Annotated in this window: 15 protein-coding genes and 1 tRNA gene; 3 read left to right on the top strand and 13 right to left on the bottom strand. The window is 46.4% G+C overall.

The genetic code is table 11. The annotated features are described in order from the left end of the window. The first annotated feature begins 631 nt into the window (after positions 1-631). On the top strand, positions 632-1861 hold the full coding sequence (locus CXK86_RS19310) for a CynX/NimT family MFS transporter (protein WP_036605884.1): 1230 nt from the start codon (positions 632-634) through the stop codon (positions 1859-1861). A 127-nt stretch (positions 1862-1988) separates the two neighbouring features. Here CXK86_RS19310 and CXK86_RS19305 read toward each other — a convergent pair whose 3' ends face one another. The 3 genes from CXK86_RS19305 to CXK86_RS19295 all read right to left on the bottom strand — a co-directional run bounded on the left by CXK86_RS19305 (position 1989) and on the right by CXK86_RS19295 (position 7475). Further along, entirely contained in the window at positions 1989-5948 is a 3960-nt protein-coding gene (locus CXK86_RS19305) for a S8 family serine peptidase (protein ID WP_076253316.1), read from the bottom strand. A gap of 395 nt (positions 5949-6343) precedes the next feature. Then, the gene (locus tag CXK86_RS19300; RefSeq protein WP_076253315.1) at positions 6344-7114 is read right to left on the bottom strand and encodes a class I SAM-dependent methyltransferase; all 771 of its coding nucleotides are present in this window, start codon (positions 7112-7114) and stop codon (positions 6344-6346) included. Positions 7115-7401: 287 nt separating this feature from the next. Next, positions 7402-7475 (bottom strand) — tRNA-Arg (locus tag CXK86_RS19295). Positions 7476-7955: 480 nt separating this feature from the next. Here CXK86_RS19295 and CXK86_RS19290 point away from each other — a divergent pair. Next, positions 7956-8249, top strand: coding sequence for a magnetosome magnetite crystal formation protein family (locus CXK86_RS19290; RefSeq protein WP_017692583.1), 294 nt, complete (start codon positions 7956-7958; stop codon positions 8247-8249). A gap of 178 nt (positions 8250-8427) precedes the next feature. On the opposite strand, the gene CXK86_RS19285 is transcribed toward CXK86_RS19290, so the two are convergent. Then, on the bottom strand, positions 8428-8784 hold the full coding sequence (locus CXK86_RS19285; protein ID WP_036605881.1) for a hypothetical protein: 357 nt from the start codon (positions 8782-8784) through the stop codon (positions 8428-8430). A gap of 31 nt (positions 8785-8815) precedes the next feature. Further along, a complete protein-coding gene (locus tag CXK86_RS19280) occupies positions 8816-9115 on the bottom strand; it encodes a hypothetical protein (protein WP_017692581.1) in 300 nt (99 codons plus the stop codon). Between the two features lie 192 nt (positions 9116-9307). Here CXK86_RS19280 and asnB point away from each other — a divergent pair, with 192 nt between their 5' ends. Continuing rightward, the gene (gene asnB, locus CXK86_RS19275; RefSeq protein ID WP_036673522.1) at positions 9308-11152 is read left to right on the top strand and encodes an asparagine synthase (glutamine-hydrolyzing); all 1845 of its coding nucleotides are present in this window, start codon (positions 9308-9310) and stop codon (positions 11150-11152) included. Positions 11153-11298: 146 nt separating this feature from the next. Here asnB and CXK86_RS19270 read toward each other — a convergent pair whose 3' ends face one another. The 8 genes from CXK86_RS19270 to rph all read right to left on the bottom strand — a co-directional run bounded on the left by CXK86_RS19270 (position 11299) and on the right by rph (position 20320). Beyond that, the gene (locus CXK86_RS19270) at positions 11299-12996 is read right to left on the bottom strand and encodes a methyl-accepting chemotaxis protein (protein WP_076253314.1); all 1698 of its coding nucleotides are present in this window, start codon (positions 12994-12996) and stop codon (positions 11299-11301) included. A gap of 411 nt (positions 12997-13407) precedes the next feature. Then, entirely contained in the window at positions 13408-14268 is an 861-nt protein-coding gene (locus CXK86_RS19265) for an STM4011 family radical SAM protein (RefSeq protein ID WP_076253313.1), read from the bottom strand. Next, entirely contained in the window at positions 14265-15653 is a 1389-nt protein-coding gene (locus CXK86_RS19260) for an STM4012 family radical SAM protein (RefSeq protein ID WP_076253312.1), read from the bottom strand. Before CXK86_RS19260 ends, CXK86_RS19265 begins: the two co-directional genes overlap by 4 nt. 47 nt (positions 15654-15700) lie before the next feature. Further along, the gene (locus tag CXK86_RS19255; protein ID WP_036673514.1) at positions 15701-16486 is read right to left on the bottom strand and encodes an STM4013/SEN3800 family hydrolase; all 786 of its coding nucleotides are present in this window, start codon (positions 16484-16486) and stop codon (positions 15701-15703) included. Further along, the gene (locus CXK86_RS19250; RefSeq protein WP_076253311.1) at positions 16479-17726 is read right to left on the bottom strand and encodes an STM4014 family protein; all 1248 of its coding nucleotides are present in this window, start codon (positions 17724-17726) and stop codon (positions 16479-16481) included. The genes CXK86_RS19255 and CXK86_RS19250 overlap by 8 nt, the downstream gene beginning before the upstream one ends. Positions 17727-17747: 21 nt before the next feature. Beyond that, positions 17748-18590, bottom strand: coding sequence for an STM4015 family protein (locus CXK86_RS19245; protein ID WP_076253310.1), 843 nt, complete (start codon positions 18588-18590; stop codon positions 17748-17750). A 349-nt stretch (positions 18591-18939) separates the two neighbouring features. Continuing rightward, on the bottom strand, positions 18940-19563 hold the full coding sequence (locus CXK86_RS19240; RefSeq protein ID WP_017692573.1) for an XTP/dITP diphosphatase: 624 nt from the start codon (positions 19561-19563) through the stop codon (positions 18940-18942). Between the two features lies 1 nt (position 19564). Further along, entirely contained in the window at positions 19565-20320 is a 756-nt protein-coding gene (gene rph / locus CXK86_RS19235; RefSeq protein WP_017692572.1) for a ribonuclease PH, read from the bottom strand. Between the last annotated feature and the right edge of the window lie 6 nt (positions 20321-20326).

The following is a 20326-nucleotide window of genomic DNA, read 5'->3' as shown; positions in this document are numbered from 1 at the left end:
TATTAAAAGAAGCTTCCTTCGGGAAGCTTTTTTTGCGTCTAGGGATGAGAAACCCAATGGTTCGTCGGAGCATTCGCTTCGTTAGCACCACTTCGCAGTCTCGACTGCAAGGAGAGTATCCCTCCTGGGACGTATAAAAAGAAGCTTCCTTCGGGAAGCTTTTTTTGCGTTCTAGGGATGAGAACCCCAACAGTTCGTCGGAGCATTCGCTTCGTTACATGCTCTATGTCGCTGCATTGGAGCGTCCGCGTTTGCTCACTCTATAAGCAACGCGTTGAAAGTACCGACGTTCTAACGAACATAGGACACTTTATTTGCTCCCAATTCAGCATTGTGGAATTCTAACGAATCTTAGAGAGCTTATTTCACCATTCCGGGGTATTAACTCACTTATTTGCGCTTCATAGCCTGATTAACGTCGCTGAGGTTCGTTAGAATCTGAAAATAGCGATTTTACCCATTATAAGACCTCGTGGATTCGTTAGAGTTCACAGGCTAGTCAAGGCACCCATTGTCCATTAGGTGTTTTTTCATTTCATTGCTCAATATTGACATAGAATGTTATGCTTACGGAGTGGATTATGTAACAATCCATACATATTAACTTCTTAGAAAACAGGAGATTTTATCAATGTCATCTTCAATACAGCAACACTCATCGATCCATACCGAGGAAGAACATTCTTCGACATCCAAAAGATTCGGCCTGTTATTAGCAGGCATTATCGTCATCGCCGCTACCATGAGGTCACCGATTACAGCAACCGGACCTGTAGTGGAGATGATCCGCTCAGATACAGGTATCGGCCATACGATGGTCGGGCTTCTGACCTCACTTCCTTTGCTCGCCTTTGCAGCAGTCTCTCCTTTTGCACCACGTCTTGCCAAACGTTTAGGACTCGAATCTGCTCTGCTATTGGCTGTTATGATCGTAACCATTGGGGTGGCCTTACGCTTGTTGCCTTCCGTTCTCTCCTTATATGCAGGAACCGCAATTTTGGGGTGCGGCATTGCATTAAGCAACGTGCTTTTGCCAAGTTTGATCAAACGTGATTTTCCATTACGGGTAGGTATCGTCACCGGATTATACTCTGTATCCATGAACATATTTGGCGCCATCGCCTCAGGTGTGAGTGTGCCCGTAGCAGGAGCCACATCTATGGGTTGGCGTGCTTCGTTAGGCATGTGGGCCTTGTTGTCCATATTGGCGCTTCTCTTGTGGCTCCCCCAGATCGCCGCAGGACGTCAGCGAATGTTATTCATAGCCACACAGAGTGAAGGGACACCTGTACGTCTACGGACCTCTTCCCTGGCCTGGTTCATTACTTTATTTATGGGTCTGCAATCTCTAATATTCTATACAACGATTACCTGGCTTCCCGAAATTCTTGCTGAGCAAGGATTCAGCCCCACCTCAGCAGGGTGGATGCTCTCCCTGATGCAGATGGTTAGTGTACCAGCTACCTTTATCGTTCCAATCCTCGCCGGCCGAACGCGAGATCAGCGTGTTCTAACCGCGATAACGTGCTCTTCTTTAATTGTCGGGTATGCTTTATTGTTAAGTGGCATCGCTTCGCTCGTTACCATTGGTGTCACGTTGGCAGGAATAGGTGCTGGAGCTTCATTTGGCATGGTAACAATGTTCTTCGTCCTTCGCACAAAAGATGCCAGACAAGCTGCCAGCCTGTCCGGTATGGCCCAGTCCTTCGGATATATGCTAGCGGCAGTTGGACCTTTACTGTTCGGTATGCTTCATGACTGGACAAAAGGATGGACCCTGCCGTTGCTAATACAGGTCATTCTGGCCATCGCTTTGTTAATCGCAGGGATTCAGGCCAGCAAAAATAGAATGATCGGTTAGTCATACAATTCATTTATAAAAAAACAAAACGGCCTCCATCCTGCAAATCAGGATGGAGGCCGTTTATGCATAGAACAATTCCTTCATTAATTGAATCCATTTTAATCAATTTCAATGAGGAATGAACTTACTTCACTTTTACCTTAATCGTGTCTGTGCTGGTAACACCGCCTGCGTTAATTAACTCTGCCCGATACGTATACGTGCCCGATGTTTTCCCGGACAGTGTAGTCACAGCACTTTGTGCATAAGGTGTAGCCGAACGGAGTTCTTGCGTATCGATCAACTTATCATTTTCATAGAGACGATACTCTGTAGCGTTGGTCCCCCACCATAGGTTCATGGTCACCTTATAATGGCCGTCGCCATCCCAGTTATCGTGAGAAATAACCGCTTTGCCTGGCGTTGCGTTGGTAACCCGAACAGTCAACGTCTGACTACGCGTTGTTCCCTTGTCGTTGGTCAGCTCAGCCACGTACGTATACGTGCCATTGGCTTTGCCCGTGATCTTCGTCTGAGCAAACTGCGCCCAAGGCGCGTTGTAAGTCAACTTCTGCGTATCTACCAAAACCCCGTCCTCATATAACTTGTAGCTAGTTGCGTTCTCGCCCCACCACAGGTTCATTGTAACGATATACGCGCCCTCTGGTAAGCCGTTGCCTACCCAGTTATTGTGAGACAATACAGGCGTACCTGGGGCCTTGGTTGCCGGAGTTTCAGGTTCGGTCTCCACTGCTTCCAATTTCAGTGCCGTATTGGCTGTACCCGAAAGCCCCTGTTGGTCTTTTACTGTAAGTTCAACAGCATACTCGCCTGCTTCAATTCCCTCCAAAGGAAGGTTGAAGGTACCATCAGCTTGTACTTCAAAGACTCCTTCTTTATAAACCGATCCATCCTCTTTTTTCACAACATACGTTGCTTCCAGAGAAGCGGCCGGATCAAACGTGATGTCCCATCCGCTGGCAAGCGCAGGAGCTACACGGAAGTACAAGTCTTCCACGCTACCGTTAAGGACAGCAGACTCATCCTCTTTGAACTCCAACGCTTCTGGTGCAGTTACAGCCGGAGCTGTCTTTTTCACCAAAAATGGCGAAGTGTCTTCCTTATAGGTTTTGCCGTCCGTACCAATAGTAGTGATGTCTACGGTATATAAACCATCCGGAATCTCAGTCACTTCATCGGTTGTGTAATCTGCATATGAGCCGTCCCAAGCAAGGTTGTATCTTGCATTGGCATTGAAGTTAAAATAGTTACCAAAGATGGAGCCGATATAACCATCTTGATAATATCCACCTTCCGGATTAAGACCATCATAGATCTCAATCAGGGCAAATGTCATCGGATTATAGAATTCCATCGCAACATTCAGCGTATCCAACGTACCATCAGCCTTCAATGGATAGTGGAATGGATTTTTCTCAGTGCCTTTTACGGTTTCGATATACTTAACTCCACTCAACGTAACGTTGAAATGAGCAACATATGGCACAGTAAAAGTATTGGTTCCGTTTGAGAACTCAATGTATCCTTGTGCTTCTGTAGTTGCAGTAACCCCTCGTGGAACGGTGATTGTTACTGCAAGTTCTTCCTCACCATTCAATGTGAAGGAACTCTTGTCCACGGCAACGAATACACCAGCGACATTACGAGTTGGATTCACATTTACGGTGTAATCCCCGCCACTCCCATTCAGCGCTTCAACTTTAATTGTTTTGGTAATCGTCTTTTCATCTGTGCTCAGGAAATTACCGTAGTTGATACTTCCGGTGATATTCTCCTTTTCAACAACAGAGCCACTTTCTGTGTATTGAGTTACATCAAGCACTTTGACAAAAGCAGCAGGATCAATGGTATTTACAGCCTGAATACGGCCAGCGCCTTGATCAAATACATCAAACTTGGTTGTATCCAGCACCTTACTATTGTTCATCAGTGCAACTTTGATATCAAATGGAGTCCATTCGGGATGCTTCTCGATCAGCAACGCAATCAAACCAGCTACATGAGGTGTAGCCATACTTGTACCTGATTTACGATCATAAGCTTGTGCGTAATCTGCGTCTGGCTCATCCTTGCCGTAGGCAGGAATCGTAGACAAAATGCTTGTACCTGGTGCAACAATATCCGGTTTGATGTCCAGTGTTACCTTTGCAGGTCCACGTGAACTGGATGAACTCATTTCATCGCCCGGAGTTTGGGAACGTTCAAAATCACTAAAGCTCACTTCAACGGCTTGGCCTGCGTCCAGCTCAGCCTTGATCACATCTCCATCTTCCTTGGACATGCTCAGTGTTGGAATGAGTTCAAAGTTATCGCCCAGACTTACACCAATTGGGCCAGGAATGTTGTTATATACAATAACAGCCACGGCTCCGGCCGCTTTAGCATTGGCGATTTTCTCTACAAATGCGATTTCACCACGCTGTATTAATGCCACTTTACCTGTAAAATCTTTACCTTCAAAATCAGTTGGCTTACCCAGTGCTGCAAATTCCAGCTCATATTTCCCTGTCAAAACAGTTTCAGGGTCTGCCGACAGGCTCCATCCCATCAGATCCAGACGGTAAACCGACTCTGTAATAGCCAGTGGAGCTTCAGTCGGAGCAATTACAGACTCTTCTTCCACAGGAGCAGCTTCAGGAGAAGCTTCAACGGGTGCAGAAGGTGATGCAGATGGAGTATTTTCTTCCGTTGTAGCTTCTTCTACATTCAGATCTTCAGCTTTGTTAGAAACTGTGTCCTCCACAGCTGCTGCACTTTCCTCATCAGCAATTGCGGGTACAACTTGCTCTGAAACTTCTGGTGCTTCTGTTCCAGGTGCCGTCCCCAGTTCAGGAGATTGTTCAACCTCTGGCACCGGTTGTTGTTCAGGTTGTGCCTCTTCGCCTTCCTCACCAATCCAGAAGTGAGTATCGGCTGTAATCAGCTGGCTAGGTCCTGTAGAGTTACCTACCGTAATGGCCATTGCAGACGCACCCGGAGAACCGAGTGTATAACGGTTAGGTCCACTGTTACCACTTGCTACAACCGCTGTCACACCAGACAACATCGCATTGTTCAGGGCAACCGAAGTGATATAACTCGGGTCGTTGGCGGCGTTACCTAACGAGAGATTAATTACGTCCATGCCATCTTGAACAGAACGATCAATTCCGCCGAGTACCCATGAGGTTTGACCACTACCATACGGTCCAAGTACACGGTAAGCATAGATATCTGCTTCAGGAGCAACACCAACAATACCGTAGTCCCCCGCTTCGCGAGCAGCAACGGTACCCGCTACGTGTGTACCGTGAGATGTGTAATAGGGGCTTCCAAGCTCGTTAAGCTCAGGCTCGCCCGATCCTTTCCATTCTTGATATGTTGTTTCATACGGATCATTGTCGTTTCCAACAAAATCCCATCCACCTTTGTAGGCTTCTTGCAAATTAGGATGTTCATAGTCAATCCCTGTATCAATGACGCCGACTTTAATGCCATTTCCTTTGTAACCCAGATCCCATACTTCAGGTGCACCAATAAAAGGCGCTGTGTCTTTCATGTACGGGTTCACTTCATCTGTCTCGGGCGCTATTGTAACTTCAAGGTCTGGATATACGCTGACCACGCCAGGTATTTGAAGCAATTGTCCCACCTGGTTTCCTTTAAGCTCAATCGCTACACCATTCAGGGCATATGCATATTCTTCCAATACTTCATGTTTGATTTTCTTCTGAGTGAGGCTATGTACAAATGACTGTTGTTGTTGCTCAACTTGAGTCACAGCCTTTGTTTCCATAGAGGAGGTAAAAGATTTTCCGGAGAGGGTTGATTCACCTTGCGCTACTGCAACAGGTTTATTGGAAAGCTCAACGATCACTCGGGTGTTCTCGCCACCCAGACCTTCCAAGCTTTTATCCAAAAATGGATCTGCGGCAAGTTTTGCTTCCCGTCCTGCAAGAATCTCTCTCCATTGTTTGGCTTCGGCTGTACTGGGTAAGTTGTCAAGCTGAATAACTGAATCTGCGGGAGCGGCTCCAGCCGCGGGGAGAATAATGGAAAAGACCATCAGAACACTTAATAACGTGGATATCAATCGTTTACTCAAGGCTTTGCCCCTCCTTTTAAATGTGAATACGTCACCAAATGATGGGTTCCTGCTGTGTTTGTGCGTACTGCAATACGCACTCCAATTTCACCGCCTATCTGCAAGAAGATTGACCCTTGGTAAATTATTCTATCAAAATACCACATTTTCCTTCTAAATACTTACAAATATGATATAGAAATTACTTATATGGGTCTTGAGTATGATAAAAATATCCATTTGTAATTATTTGTCGTTTGAATATTTCATTTTTGAAATAATGCATCAAAAAAAGACCAAGAGCCTCTTTATCCGAAAGAGATTCCTGGTATATAGGGGAAGCGTGATTAGTATACAAAGGATCGTGATAGTTCGTCTAACATCGATAAAATTGCTAATTATCGCGAAATTTCACTTTATTCTGGCTTCACGGCTTCAATACGCAGGCGCTTGTAATCGGCATACATCGCATCATCTTTCCAAAGGTGAGACATCACGATCTGACTGGTTTCATGGCATATTTGTTGTATCTCTTCATGACTGAGACCTGCAAAATAGTCGCCTCCAAAATGAGCCAACCAGCCTACTATACCCTGCTCACCATCTGCCAGTCTGGTAGGACGGTCGTAGTGATAGACATGACGCACCATAAATCCACTTTGCTCTAAAATATGGCTATATTCTCCGATCGAAGGAAAGTACCAAGGATTGCGTTCCGATGCACGAATGCCCGTGTTTCGCTCCATAACCTGCTCTAATGCATTCACAATGGTCTGCACGTTCCCTTTACCACCAAATTCTGCGACAAAACGTCCTCCAGGCTTCAAAGATTTCCATATACTATCCACCACTAATCGCGGGCTTCGCATCCAGTGCAGGGCTGCATTGGAGAAGATGGCATCATATAGTCTATTCGTCTCAAACTGATGACCGTCTCCTTCCACGAACTCAAGTTCAGGGAATTTCTCCCTCGCACGGCGAATCATGTCCGTCGATGCATCCATGCCAATAACTTCAGCTCCGGCCAGAGAAATTTCATGCGTCAAATCCCCCGTCCCGCAACCCAGATCAAGGATGTATTCCCCTTTTTGGGGTTGAAGCCACGAAATCAAGTTTTTGCCGTATCCGGACACAAAAGCCAGTTTGTTGTCATACTCATCTGCTTGCCATTGATTTAATGATTTCATAGATACCACCGTCGCTTTCGTTATTGATGTCCTCATTGTGGCATAGAATTGTTTATTCTTTAAATATATAAATTCTATATTATTTATAGGTATAACCAATAGAACACTTCCTCTGAACGCAAAAAACTTCCCGAAGGAAGTTTCTTTTTAAAACGTCCCAGGAGGGATGCTCTCCTTCCAGTCGAGACTGCGAAGTAGCGCTAACGAAGCGAATGCTCCGACGAACCATTGGGGTTCTCTTCCCCTGAACGCAAAAAAAACTTCCCGAAGGAAGTTTTCTTTTAATACGTCCCAGGAGGGATTCGAACCCCCGACCGACGCCTTAGAAGGGCGTTGCTCTATCCAGCTGAGCTACTGAGACAAATATGTATAATAAATTTTCGGCGCGGTTCTTATTATACTCTGATTTCTATATTTTTCAATAGTTTTATAAAAAAATTAATAATTATACTTAAATGCGGGTTCAAAAACTCCGGTTTTCAGTACCGAGAAGATGGAATAAAGCTAGAAATGGAGTAGCGGAGCGTAGGCAAACTACGTGAGCAACTACATTGTTTCCAAAGGAAACAACCTTCGTAAGCATCCTCTTATTTCGGCTGAATTCCATATTCGATGTTGATGATGCCACTAGGCATCATTCGTAATCAAAGGCGATAAATGTACTTTTCGGTGTTATTCTCATAATCCAGCCCCTTTGAGAATATGATAGCTTGAACCAGGTTATATTGAGGAGATTGGGACATTTAGAGTAAGATTAACATCAGACATTTTCAATGTCAGAATTGCTGGGTAATCTTTTGCATACATACATTTCAATGATCCATTGAAGGAGAGAATCGTCATGAGACAGCTTTTATCAGCCCTATCCTATTTCAGTATTTTCTTTGCCCCGTTCCTGTTTCCGATCATTATATGGATTGTTGCCAAGGATGATTACATTGAGGGACATGCAAAACGCGCCTTATTCTCACATGTATTCCCCTTTCTCGCTGCCATTCCGTTATTTTATTTCTTCGTGACTGCGCATAGTCTGGGTTCCGCCGTTGGGTTTGTCATTCTATTCTTTGTGATTTACGGATTAAGCTTTGTGTACAATGTGGTTAAAGGGATTCAAGTGCTGCGCGAGTATGCTTGATCACATCTCCACCTGATCTGACCATCGCATAACAAAACCCGCCGTTCAACAACGGCGGGTTTTTCCAGTTACAGATACAGTCAGAGCAACCAGCAACAGCAACAGGTCACATCTACATGTAGCTCAACATCGAACTCTATCCCACTATCCGCCACATGTGTTGCTGGAGCGTTACCTGTTAAGCCTGCCCGATCAGATAACGCTGAAGTGTTGGACCAAGCAAACCAAAGGAAAACAACTCACTTTGAAACCGAGCTTTATCTTCTTCTACTGTCATACCTTCGCTGTTCTCAAATGCGGTATCTGTCGCCTCTTCAAACGCAGTATGCATATTATTGTTATACCAGTCGATCGCCGAATCGGAGTGATTGCGTACAATTCGAACAACTTCCAGCGAATTTCCGGGCTGTGTTGAAGCCACGTATACAAGTAACGACGGATCTCCGGCATTTCCAGGCTGCACTTCAACCTCTGCACAAGACAATCCATCCACCTCGGTTAATCTGCGTATTTTGGCATCTTGAATGGCATACATTCGTCATCGCGCTCCTTTTCCTTTGTGCTTATCATGTACTTTGTTCAATCTGGTATCGTGTCTCTGGTGTGCCTAATCGGTAAATCTCTCGATACACCTGTTGTAATACCGTTTCATAAGCTCGGTTTACGGACTCCTCCGGTGTATCTGGCCATGGGAATACCATGCCAGGAAAGGCCTCTTCCTCCTTTTCCTGCATGAGGCTCAGCAGTCCCAGTAATTGCTCCGCTTCCTGCGGCGTTGCCTGAATGATCCATTCATATGATGTTACCGACGGATCCGGAATAACGGAGCGGCCCATGACAGACACATAATACTTCATACTGTCCATTGCATGTTCTCTCCTTCACAGGCATGTTGAGGCCGTTGTCCCTAGAACTAGTTTCCGAAGAGGACAGACATTTTATGCCTGCTTTCGGCATATATTTGTTACGACCTCTGACGAAAAGACAACATTTGCTGGTTGCCAGTAACTAAGCAGCCATACGGATGAATGACTCGACCAAGAAAGGATGAACAAACCATGTGCGGTATTACCGGCTTCATACAGTGGAATCGGGATTTGACCCAGGAATCAGAGCTGCTGGTCCGTATGACGGATAGCTTGTCGAACCGGGGGCCCGACGCTTCAGGTACATGGATCTCCAATCCTTGTGCCTTTGGACATCGGCGTCTTAGTGTAATGGACCCCGAGAACGGCGCACAGCCCATGCATGCGTTACAGGGAGATACCTCCTATACCGTCGTGTATAACGGAGAACTATACAATGCACCCGAGTTGAAAAAGGAATTGCTCCAGCGGGGGCATCAGTTCCGCACGCAATGTGATACGGAAGTGTTGCTCGCCTCTTATATTGAGTGGGGACCGGCATGTGTTGACCGGTTTAACGGTATTTTTGCTTTTGCCATATGGGATGGGGGACGCGAACAGGTTTTTATCGCAAGAGATCGCCTTGGCGTGAAACCTCTGTTCTACAGTAATAACAAAGACACTCTCGTATTTGGTTCAGAGCCCAAAGCTCTGCTTATTCACCCTGATGTGGAAGCCGCTGTTGGCCCGGAAGGATTGGCCGAAGTGTTTATCGTAGGGCCTGCACGGACACCAGGACACGGCGTATACTCTTCACTAAGCGAACTCAAGCCTGCGCACGCGCTGATCTATAACCGAAACGGTATCCGAACCTATGCCTACTGGAAACTGGAAAGCCAGAACCACGAACATAACCTGGAAGAGACGGCAGCAGAGGTACGCTCTCTCTTGCAAGATACACTGGAGCGCCAGTTGGCTTCGGATGTTCCAGTATGCTCTCTTTTATCAGGAGGACTGGACTCCAGCGCCTTGTCTGCATTAGCCGTTGATTATTACAAGCGAACCGGGCAAGGCCAAATCAGTACGTATTCTGTCGATTATGTGGATAACGCCAAGCATTTCCAGGCGCATTCCTTTCAGCCGGGTGCAGATGGACCCTGGATTAAGCGAATGGTGGATGAACTCAAGACCGACCATCACTGGATTGAGATTGAGAACGGAGAACTGATTCATGCACTGACACAGGCCATGTTAGTCAGGGATCTGCCAGGTATGGCAGATGTAGACTCCTCGCTCTATTTGTTCTGTAAAGAAATCAAAAAAGGGGCCACCGTTGCCATTTCAGGCGAAGCAGCGGATGAAGTGTTTGGCGGTTACCCCTGGTTCCATCGCGAAGATATGCTGAACTCCGGTACGTTTCCGTGGTCTGTAGCACCTGATATGCGAGCAGCGTTGTTATCCCCGGATATTCGGGAATGGATTCGGCCACTCGATTATTTGGCAGACCGCTATTCGGATGCAGTGGCTGAAGTGCCTCTGTTGGATGGGGAAACAGGTAAAGCTGCACAAATGCGGGTGATGTCCTACCTGAATATTACACGTTTCATGCCTACACTTCTGGATCGCAAAGACCGGATGAGCATGGGGGCAGGACTGGAAGTGCGGGTACCTTACTGTGACCATCGTCTGATCCAGTATGTGTTTAACATCCCTTGGGAAATGAAAATAACGGGCGGACGGGAAAAAGGTATTCTGCGTAAAGCACTCGAAGGTGTCCTGCCTGACGATGTGTTATATCGCAAAAAGAGTCCGTATCCGAAAACACATAATCCGCAATATCTGGCCGCGGTCAAACAGCAGGTACTTGATATCCTGGATGATCCCACTTCGCCGATTTTGCCTTTGATCGACAAAACTCAGATCCGCAATCTTGCGTCTTCACCAGATGCAGCTTCCAATCTTCCCTGGTTCGGACAGTTAATGTCTGGGCCACAGTTATTTGCATATCTGACTCAGATCAATACCTGGTTGCGGACATATAAAGTCGCTATTCGTTAAGATCAAGTTATGCATTGATTCAGCATGATGAATTATTTAAGGGTGCCCAAACAGTAACTACTGTGTTTGGACACCCTTTTATTACTTTTTTATAAGAATCTCTGTCGTATGCGCTCGTTCTTCATCCACATTCCACTCAGTTCGATTTATTGCACTTTGAAACGACTGACGGTCTGTTGCAACTGTTCTGCCATCAAGGAGAGATCATTGGCTGCGGAAGCAATCTCCTGCATCGCAGACAACTGCTCCTCTGAAGATGCACTCACTTCTTCTGTTCCAGCGGCCCCCGTTTCGGTCACTTCCATGATTGTTTTCATAGACCTATTAATCTGTTCTACCCCTGTTGACATTTGCTCAATTGAAGCAGAGACTTCCTGTGTTTGCCCCGCTACGCCCCCAACCGCCTCACGAATTTCATCAAATGTGGCTCCCGCCTGGTGAACAAGTGTAATCCCCTCTTGAACCTCTGCGGATACAACCACCATAGATTCAGCAGCATTTCGCATTCCCTTCTCAATCGATGCCACCAATGGAACAATTTGATTAGCAGAAAGCGCAGACTGCTCAGACAGCTTCCGAACCTCTGTAGCAACAACCTGAAACCCTCTTCCCTGTTCGCCAGCTCGTGCAGCCTCAATAGCAGCATTAAGGGATAGGAGATTCGTCTGTGCTGATATTTCCGAGATGCTGTCCACCATTTTCACAATATCCTGAGAGTGTCTGCTCAGTTCCTGGATCACGACCGACAGATTCGACACCGTCCCTTGTATAGAATTCATTTGACCTATCGCAGACTGAACTGACTCGCTACCCGATATTGTTTTTACGGAGACTTTGGTAGCTTCTTCAGACATATGGAGTGTGTTCTCCGTAACTTGTTGAAAGCCTGTCGTTAACTCATTCATCGTTTGGAATCCATCACTCGCCATTCGAACCTGTGTATCCATACCTGTTGCAATCTCACCCATTGTGATGGCCACTTGCTCTGTGGCGGTTGCTGTCTGTTCGGTGCTTGCCGTCAACTCCTCTGAAGAGGCAGCTACCCGTTCTGCACTGTCTCCTACCTGATGAATGAGTGTACGCAAATTTGCAGACATGATGTTAAAGGCTTGGGCGAGATCACCAATCTCATCCTTGTTACGGACCACAATAGGCTCACCAGTCAGATCTCCGTCTGCAATCCGGCTCGCGGATTGGGCAATAGCAGCAACAGGCAAGGATATCATTCTGCCAATGACATACGCCACAAGTGCCCCGATTAGAAGAGAAACCACTCCAATAATTGCAATCCACCTAAGGACCTGCACAATCTGAAGATTAGCCTCCACAACGCCTGAGTTCATGGCATCTTGTTGATGCGTTTCCATACCTTCCACAATGCCTTCAAATTCAGAAATCAGACTTGGGGCTGTATCCTTCAGTAATCTTGAGATTTCACTGTTATTCCCCTGTCTTGTCAATGTCATAATCTGCTGCGCAAGTTCATAATATTGGCTCATCGCTTCATCCGATCGTGAAAGGTAATCTTTCATCGTTGAACTTGAAACTGATGATTTTAATTCTTCATTTAATGCTATGTAATCTTCATAAGCTTTATTAAATGCCTGTTCGTTCTCCGCACTGTCTTCCAGAATATAATTTCTCAAAGCAATCTGCTGTGATTTAAGATCAATCGACATATTTTTAATGAGTAATAGTTTGCTTGTTCTATCATTAATTAATTCTGTATACGTTTTCTCAACGGCTATAAACTGCGTATATGTTATAACCGTTATAGCCACCAATAATAACAGCACAGATGAGAAACCCATAAGTAATTTACGGCTAATTGAGATTTTTTTCATGTGTACTCCCCCGAAAGTTCAGATAACGTGCATGATACTTCCTACATCCACCCTCCTTTCAATTAAATTGAGACTTTAGACCCAATTAAAAATATAATTCGCGATTATATGTACAAATACTATTCATAACAGGGTCTTTTTTCCTATTCATACTAACCCATAAAATATAAAATTTGAATCATAAACTTAAAAATATTATTTTTCAAAATTGTCAAGGCCCTTTTAATAAAGAACACAAACACTAACTTTAGTCCGGTAAAACAAAAAAACACCTTCCAGAAGGCAAGTCCAAACCAAAGGTCTGATCCTGCCTATACTAAAAGATGCGTTTGAAGTTACGCTGATATGTGGTTTAGAAACGGATAAACCTATTCCAGCTCCCCAGTGGAATAGCTAAATATGAAATGCCGGTCAACGAATCAATACCGGATTACGTTCAAGCAGCCCGCTGCCAAACGTTTCTCTGAACGGGGAATCCTCCATATGGATATAACCGATGTAACAGCCACATTTTTTCATGCGACAGGGCCGATCCTCAGACAAAGCCTGCAAACCATCGCGATATAGATGTCCAATGATTCGACGATCCTTGTAACATCTCTTCACATGCCCGGACCCCTGTACATAAAACACTTCCGAACCGGCAGCACATCGTTTGCCCAAGCTCTCATAATCCTGCAGATTACCTTCAAAAAGCGGATCAAGCCCACGTAAAAACTGAATTTCCTCTGGAGTGTAATACTTGGGCCGATCTTTGAAGGCATTAACCCACATATACACATCATCCGGCAAAGCCTGTCTCATGGACTCAATTGAGGGGAAAGCACTACGGAGTCCGACAGTACCGACACTAAAAGCAAGTCCCATCTGACGCAAGGTCAGACATTGTTTAACAAAAGAAGCCTCTTTTGTCTCACGAGGATGATACGTCGCCCAAAAGGCTGCTTTGCTCGCATCCAGCTCCCTCGCCCAATCCAGCTTGACGGACAGGTTGGTTTGAATTGCAACTTTATCCACATGTGGCATATGTGACAGCTCAACCATCGCTTCCCGGTACCAACGACGCACCAAAGCTTCACCGTAGGGATTGAAGAAAATCGAAAATTGGTGTCCCTCAACTTCCTGCTCCCTCACCCAATTCACAAATTGACGCAATTGTTGTTCATCCACTTCCAACGTCTCTTTGGAATCTACGGTTTTGCTAAACGGGCAGTATGGACAGTCGTAATTACAGGAAGACAACTTCCCCCGATAATACAAAGTCGCTCTCATGAGAAAACAAACCCTTCCATCTGTTCACGAATTTCGGCAGATATAAGCCAATCTCCAATCGCATCGGAGTAACCCAGTCCTTCCTCTGTCAGACGCAACACCCGCTTGCCCTCATCACTCTGCAACTCCGCCATGCCCTCTGTCAACAGTTCAGCCAACCAGGCATAGTCGGACATCACATCGGTACCAAAGCGCTGTTGGTAGTCAGACAACGTCAATCCCTCCCGATGCAGCAAGGCTTTCAGAATAAAGCGACGTCTCTGTTCCTCACGGCTTAACACGATGCCATAATCCGCCACATCGTAGCGCTCGGTCGCTACATAATCGGCAATGATGCTCTGTGTGGCCTTGTAACTCACGCCATACTTCGAAGCATAATGTACTTCACTCGTATAAGAGCGTGCGCCACACCCCAGACCAACCATACCCTCCTCCTGACAACTATAAGGCAGAAGCACTTTGGAGGACGACTGTTCTTTGGCAAATCTGCGCATCGAATATTGAACATAACCTTTACTTTTCAAAGTCTCACGTGCAGCTTTATACAGCTCCATCCGAATGTCAGGTCCCTGACGTCGAATATCATCAGGTTTCACGATTGTATTTTCCCGTGTATACAAGGGATAGATGAAGATTTCGCCCGGTTCGTAGGCCAGAACTCTTTCCAGTGAATATATCCACGATTCCACCGTTTGACCCGGCAAACCATAGATCAGATCCAGATTTAACAATGGGAAATCATACCGAGTAAGCTTCTCAAGCGCTCGTTCAACTTCCTGCGGTTTTTGTGGACGATAGATGGCAGATGCTTCAGCTTCAATAAAACTCTGGATGCCCATACTGACACGATCCACACTTCGTTCCTTCATGATGGCCAGCTTGGCTTCCGTAACGGTATCCGGCGACGTTTCCACCGAAATCGATGCTTGCGCAGGGTCCAGCCCCATCACATGTTCAGCAATATCAAACAGACGATTCAACTGAACCTCATTTAATAATGTAGGCGTTCCCCCACCAATCGCGAACCGCGAATACGGTCTTCGAGATGTAATAGGTGCCCACTGCTTCGCCTGACGTTCCAGCGCATCTACATAGCGTTCATGCGTATCATCCCGTCGATCCGGCAGTGTGAACAGATTACAGAATCCGCAACGAGCAGCACAAAAGGGAATATGCATATATAAAAAATACGTATCGGTATTTTCTCGTTCCCACAGTGGCCCTAACGGCAGTGGTGGGTCAAGCTCCCGATAGGCTGTCTTGTGTGGGTACGAGTATAAGTAAGAACGATAAGGGAATGCCAGTACTTCACTGAGACTTGTAGCTATATTGGATCCGGACTGTGTGGAATGGCCTGTTGTTGTATGTTGTATATGTTTCTCCATCGGTTTCCTCCTGTCTCCGGTTGTTGTCCTCATAAGATCAATACATTCTATACTAAAAATTCACGGTAAGGCACCGTCCAGACGACATCATGTGCAAGCCGGTGTCCTTGATACCCGTCTTCACCGTAAGCTGTACCATGATCGGAAAAAGCTAGGCAATACGCAGGCCGGGCGCGTTTTCGCACCGCCTCGAACAATGGTCCAAGAGCCTCATCTACATATCGAAGTGCAGCTCTCTGAGTCTCCACCGAATCCTCCTTCGCTCCTTCTACAAAGTAACGATTGGGTCCATGAATGGCAGACACGTTCAAAAACATAAATATCTTTTCATCCGGCGCTGTCTGTTCAAGCAACTTTAATGCATGCTGTACCTGATGCTCTGTTGATTTGGGGTTGGTTACCCCAAAGTTCATTCTCCAGTAGCTCTGTTGGAAATAACCGGGCAATACTTTTGCAAGCGGATTTTTTTTCGTAAAAAAGATGACGCCGCCAATACAGATGGTACGGTAACCTTCAGCTGCGAACCCGGATACGATATCCGGTGTATCAAACAGCCAGGTGTGCGGATGTGTTTTGAGTCCGGTATTCCGGGAATGAAATAGCCTTACATGAGATGCCTTATCTGTATTGGCAGGAGTCGGCATAAAACCACCAAAAAAAGCATGGTGTGCCGCATATGTAAAACTGCCTGGGGTATGACGCTTCTCCCACGGACCCGAACCACACAGATTAGGACAATTCTCCTCTTCCAGCTTGGCTACGTCATAGCGTAACGTATCCAGCGTAATCATTAACAGATCATGGGAGCCCACAATGGTGTTCATATCAGGCATGTTGAATAGGCTCCTTTCGTAAAAGTTCCATTTCCCACTCATAGGTTCCGAGGCCATGATGCTCGACCCTGTATAACAGATCTCCAAATGGATTCACATCCAGCACATAGGCACGCGGATTCGAACCACTAGTAAGCATCACATCAATCCCAGCTGACCACGAGTTGGGAAATGCAGACATGGCTGCTTGCGCTGCCAACCGTACCAGCGCCATCCGCTGTTCATCCAGGCCTGCTTCAGCAGGCAGCATACGCTCATTGCGCAGATGCAGATTGGTAATCGGGGTACGGCTCAGCCGTATAATCGCGTGACCTGCCTGTCCACCTGCAACCAGTTGGCGAATATCATAGGCCCGCTGATCAAGCGTGGCTTTTGGCATCCATCGTTCAATCTGTGCACCTTCTGCACATAACCAGTTCATCAGCGTAGCAATCTCTTCACTGCGGGTATACTTGCGTAGACGTCCTTCATTGAAGAAAATCGTCTTGCCCTGTCTCTGTTCCATCCCCATCGTTGTTACAGCGATTTCATCACCCGTTCGAGGATTGACTTGATAGGCAACAACTCCTGAAGCCCCGGAGCCGCACGCAAGCTTCACAAACACACGATGCATCTCGGCAGACTTCATTGAGCTACGCAGGTCCATATAATTACGGATTGGCCGCGAAAATTGCAGCGCCGGAGGTACATCAACTCCATGTGAAGATAGATGTTGCTGACAAGTTCTCTTGTCAAACATCAATTGGATATCGGCGGGATCATTCATGAATCGGACTTCAGACCATATCTCCCGAGACTCACGGCCGATTCGATCCAAGCATGCTTTCCAGCCACGAAACCACTGGGCGGGAGCGTAGATTCTTCCCCACTCCTGTTCCAGCGCAAGTGCCTGTTCTGCGGAAAATGCTTCTGTACCCATCCCAGCCGTTAATGTTGACGAATCATTCATAGCTCCAAGGAACAGTAGTTCACGCTCCACGTCCCAATCCTCACCAGGAGCATCAATCCGAATCAGGGGTACAGGCAGATTGAAATCTACTGTATCAGCGATGGTTCGTCCGTGTCTCCAATTCTGCAGCAATTGAGCATATGGCAGTACAACCGCAGGTTTCAGACCCAATCTATGCCTAGCCTCTTGCAGCCCTTGTGTTCGTCGGTTATCAGGGTTTCCGATCAATAAAAAGGGCTGATCTTGCGTTAGATCAGGTACATCTATTGGTTGATGCAAACTCTCATTCATTTCCTTTACACCTGACATCGACTATTCCGTTAACGATGGATAGCGCCAGTCATCCTCATCACTCTGTTGCTGGTCGCTAACGTCTACAGATATACCCGATCGGTTCCATCGACTGATCATTTCATTGGTCATGTAATGGTAACTTAGATCAAGATGTTTCAGTTTCTTGATCTTGTCACTGGCAAGCAACGCCTCAGCCCCTTCATCGGACAACGTTCCTTGCGATAGATCCAGTACTTCAAGTTGATCCAGAATAGGTGCTTCAGCTGCTACTTTGGCAATCTCATCCTGAATTTCACTGTCTTTCAGACCCAAGTAAACCAGCTTTGGAAACAATCCTTTTTCTAGCAAAGGAAGCACATCTTCAAGTGATCCATTGAAACCATAATTATCCACACCCAGGTACAGTTCCAGTTTACGCAATTCAGGCAACTTGGCATGGGTGATTGAAGATAACACTTCTTTCGGGAGACCACCACAAATAATAATCAATTCTTCAAGCTTGGCATGCTGGAGTGGTTCCAGACTGAGGCCGCTACTGCCCATTACAGAGAATGATTTTAATTCTGGAAAGGCACCTAACAGTGGTGTGAGATTTGTCTGGATAATCCACGATACTTCACATTCTTCGAATCCCATATCTCCAATAAACAGTTTCTTCAATGACGGAAAGCTTGGAGCAGACTCGACAAGCGAACCTATGAACTCGTCAGGCGAATTTTCATAAGCCTGTCCCCAATCTCCGATGACCAGACTTTCCAATGAGCTAGCCTCCGGTTTAGCTGCCAGTTCCTTAATTAACTTTTCCATACGAATGCCGTCCTCATAATCATCGTAAGATACAACAAGCTTCACTTCTTGCATGAGTAGATCCCTCCGTTTAAGGTTCATATATGATTCGTTAGTTTGAATGTTAACCCATACCACACAAGGCTTGCAACTTCTTCCAACTCCAGTCCCAATGAGATTCCCAATCGTGCAATGTAAACCATTTCTCATGTAGGTACAAGAACATACGTTCTTATGTGTAGTCGCAGAAATAGCTATCTTCAATTAGGTATATGGATGGACCTTCACTAAACCCGATCAATACTTCATTTCATAGAAAAAGCGTTAATGGCGGATGAAGCATCCCATCGGAATGCTTCTGTCCTTCCATTAACGCTTTGATGTTCACATATCATGAAGTTAAATCAAAATGTTTCGTTTAGTCTCAGCCTTCAAGTCTGGATACAAGCGCTCTCAGCGCATGACCACGGTGACTAATCGCCTGTTTTTGCTCAAGCGTCAGCTCTGCCATCGTCATCTCGTATTCAGGGACATAGAAGAGTGGGTCATATCCAAAACCGCCAGCACCTGCAGCTTGAGCCGTAATCCAGCCTTCCGCAGTGCCTTCTGATTCATACTTATCACCTGTTGTCGGATCGTACAGGACCAGCGCACAAACGAAACGAGCCGGACTTAGTAGCGGCTGCTCGGTGTCCTCACCGGATTTCAACGATTCCAGCGTCTCCAGCAACTTCGCATTATTCTGTGCATCCGTTGCTCCTTCGCCTGCATATCTCGCTGAATATACTCCCGGCTCACCATCCAACAGGTCTACACATAAACCTGAATCATCTGCCAGAACCGGCAAACCAAGCGCATCACCAACCGCTTTGGCTTTCTTCCAGGCATTCTCCGCAAACGTTACGCCATCTTCTACGACATCGGGCAGCTCCGGATAGTCAAACATACTCTTAACCTCTTTGCCAAGTGGTGCGAAAGCATGAGCGAATTCACGGACTTTCCCCGCATTGCGGGTTGCGACAATGAGGATTGGGCTGTCCAAACTCATCTTAGGCTTCCCCTAATCCACGCGCGCCGATCTTGAGCGCAATCGGTCCAAGCACTTCTTTTTGACGCTCAATCATCTCCAAAATCCCCTGCTCGCCCAGTTCCAACATGGCGTTCAGCTCACGGCGATCAAATGGTGCTTCCTCACCTGTTCCCTGAAGCTCGACGTATTTACCGCCACCTGTCATCACCAGGTTCATGTCTACCTTGGCTTTGGAATCTTCATCATAGTTCAGATCCAGTACAGGCTGTTCACCCACAACACCCACACTTACTGCGGCAATGAAATCCGTAATCGGGAACACTTGCAGTTTGTGCTGTTGGGAGATCTTGTTCACGGCAAGCGCCAGCGCTACAAACGCACCGGTAATGGACGTTGTGCGTGTGCCTCCGTCAGCTTGAATAACATCACAGTCCAAGGTAATCGTACGCTCACCAAGAGCCTGCAGATTAACTACCGAGCGCAGTGCCCGACCAATCAGACGCTGGATTTCCATGGTGCGTCCAGTTAATTTGCCACGATTGGCTTCACGTTGGTTCCGGGTATGTGTTGCACGTGGCAACATGGAATATTCAGCTGTTACCCAGCCTTTACCCTGCCCTTTCATAAAGGGTGGTACACGTTCCTCTACTGTAGCTGTACAGATCACCTTTGTATCTCCAACTTCAATCAGTACAGAGCCCTCGGCGTATTTATTCGTGTTCACTGTTAAATTCAGCGGGCGCAGCTGTTCGCTGGTTCGTCCGTTTGATCTCATATTTTC

Origin of the sequence: Paenibacillus sp. BGI2013 (assembly GCF_002843485.1) — a bacterium.
Taxonomy (GTDB): Bacteria; Bacillota; Bacilli; order Paenibacillales; family Paenibacillaceae; genus Paenibacillus; species Paenibacillus amylolyticus.
Note: the sequence above shows the minus strand (reverse complement) of the source record. Positions and strands in the feature narration are given on the sequence as shown.

Coding starts and splice junctions, on each gene's coding strand:
- CXK86_RS19240 (WP_017692573.1), bottom strand. CDS start 19,563: ATGAGTTTGGACAGCCCAATCCTCATTGTCGCAACCCGCAATGCGGGG.
- CXK86_RS19250 (WP_076253311.1), bottom strand. CDS start 17,726: ATGAATGAGAGTTTGCATCAACCAATAGATGTACCTGATCTAACGCAA.
- CXK86_RS19260 (WP_076253312.1), bottom strand. CDS start 15,653: ATGGAGAAACATATACAACATACAACAACAGGCCATTCCACACAGTCC.
- CXK86_RS19300 (WP_076253315.1), bottom strand. CDS start 7,114: ATGAAATCATTAAATCAATGGCAAGCAGATGAGTATGACAACAAACTG.
- asnB (WP_036673522.1), top strand. CDS start 9,308: ATGTGCGGTATTACCGGCTTCATACAGTGGAATCGGGATTTGACCCAG.
- CXK86_RS19255 (WP_036673514.1), bottom strand. CDS start 16,486: ATGCCTGATATGAACACCATTGTGGGCTCCCATGATCTGTTAATGATT.
- CXK86_RS19245 (WP_076253310.1), bottom strand. CDS start 18,590: ATGCAAGAAGTGAAGCTTGTTGTATCTTACGATGATTATGAGGACGGC.
- CXK86_RS19265 (WP_076253313.1), bottom strand. CDS start 14,268: ATGAGAGCGACTTTGTATTATCGGGGGAAGTTGTCTTCCTGTAATTAC.
- CXK86_RS19310 (WP_036605884.1), top strand. CDS start 632: ATGTCATCTTCAATACAGCAACACTCATCGATCCATACCGAGGAAGAA.
- rph (WP_017692572.1), bottom strand. CDS start 20,320: ATGAGATCAAACGGACGAACCAGCGAACAGCTGCGCCCGCTGAATTTA.
- CXK86_RS19290 (WP_017692583.1), top strand. CDS start 7,956: ATGAGACAGCTTTTATCAGCCCTATCCTATTTCAGTATTTTCTTTGCC.
- CXK86_RS19285 (WP_036605881.1), bottom strand. CDS start 8,784: ATGTATGCCATTCAAGATGCCAAAATACGCAGATTAACCGAGGTGGAT.
- CXK86_RS19280 (WP_017692581.1), bottom strand. CDS start 9,115: ATGGACAGTATGAAGTATTATGTGTCTGTCATGGGCCGCTCCGTTATT.
- CXK86_RS19270 (WP_076253314.1), bottom strand. CDS start 12,996: ATGAAAAAAATCTCAATTAGCCGTAAATTACTTATGGGTTTCTCATCT.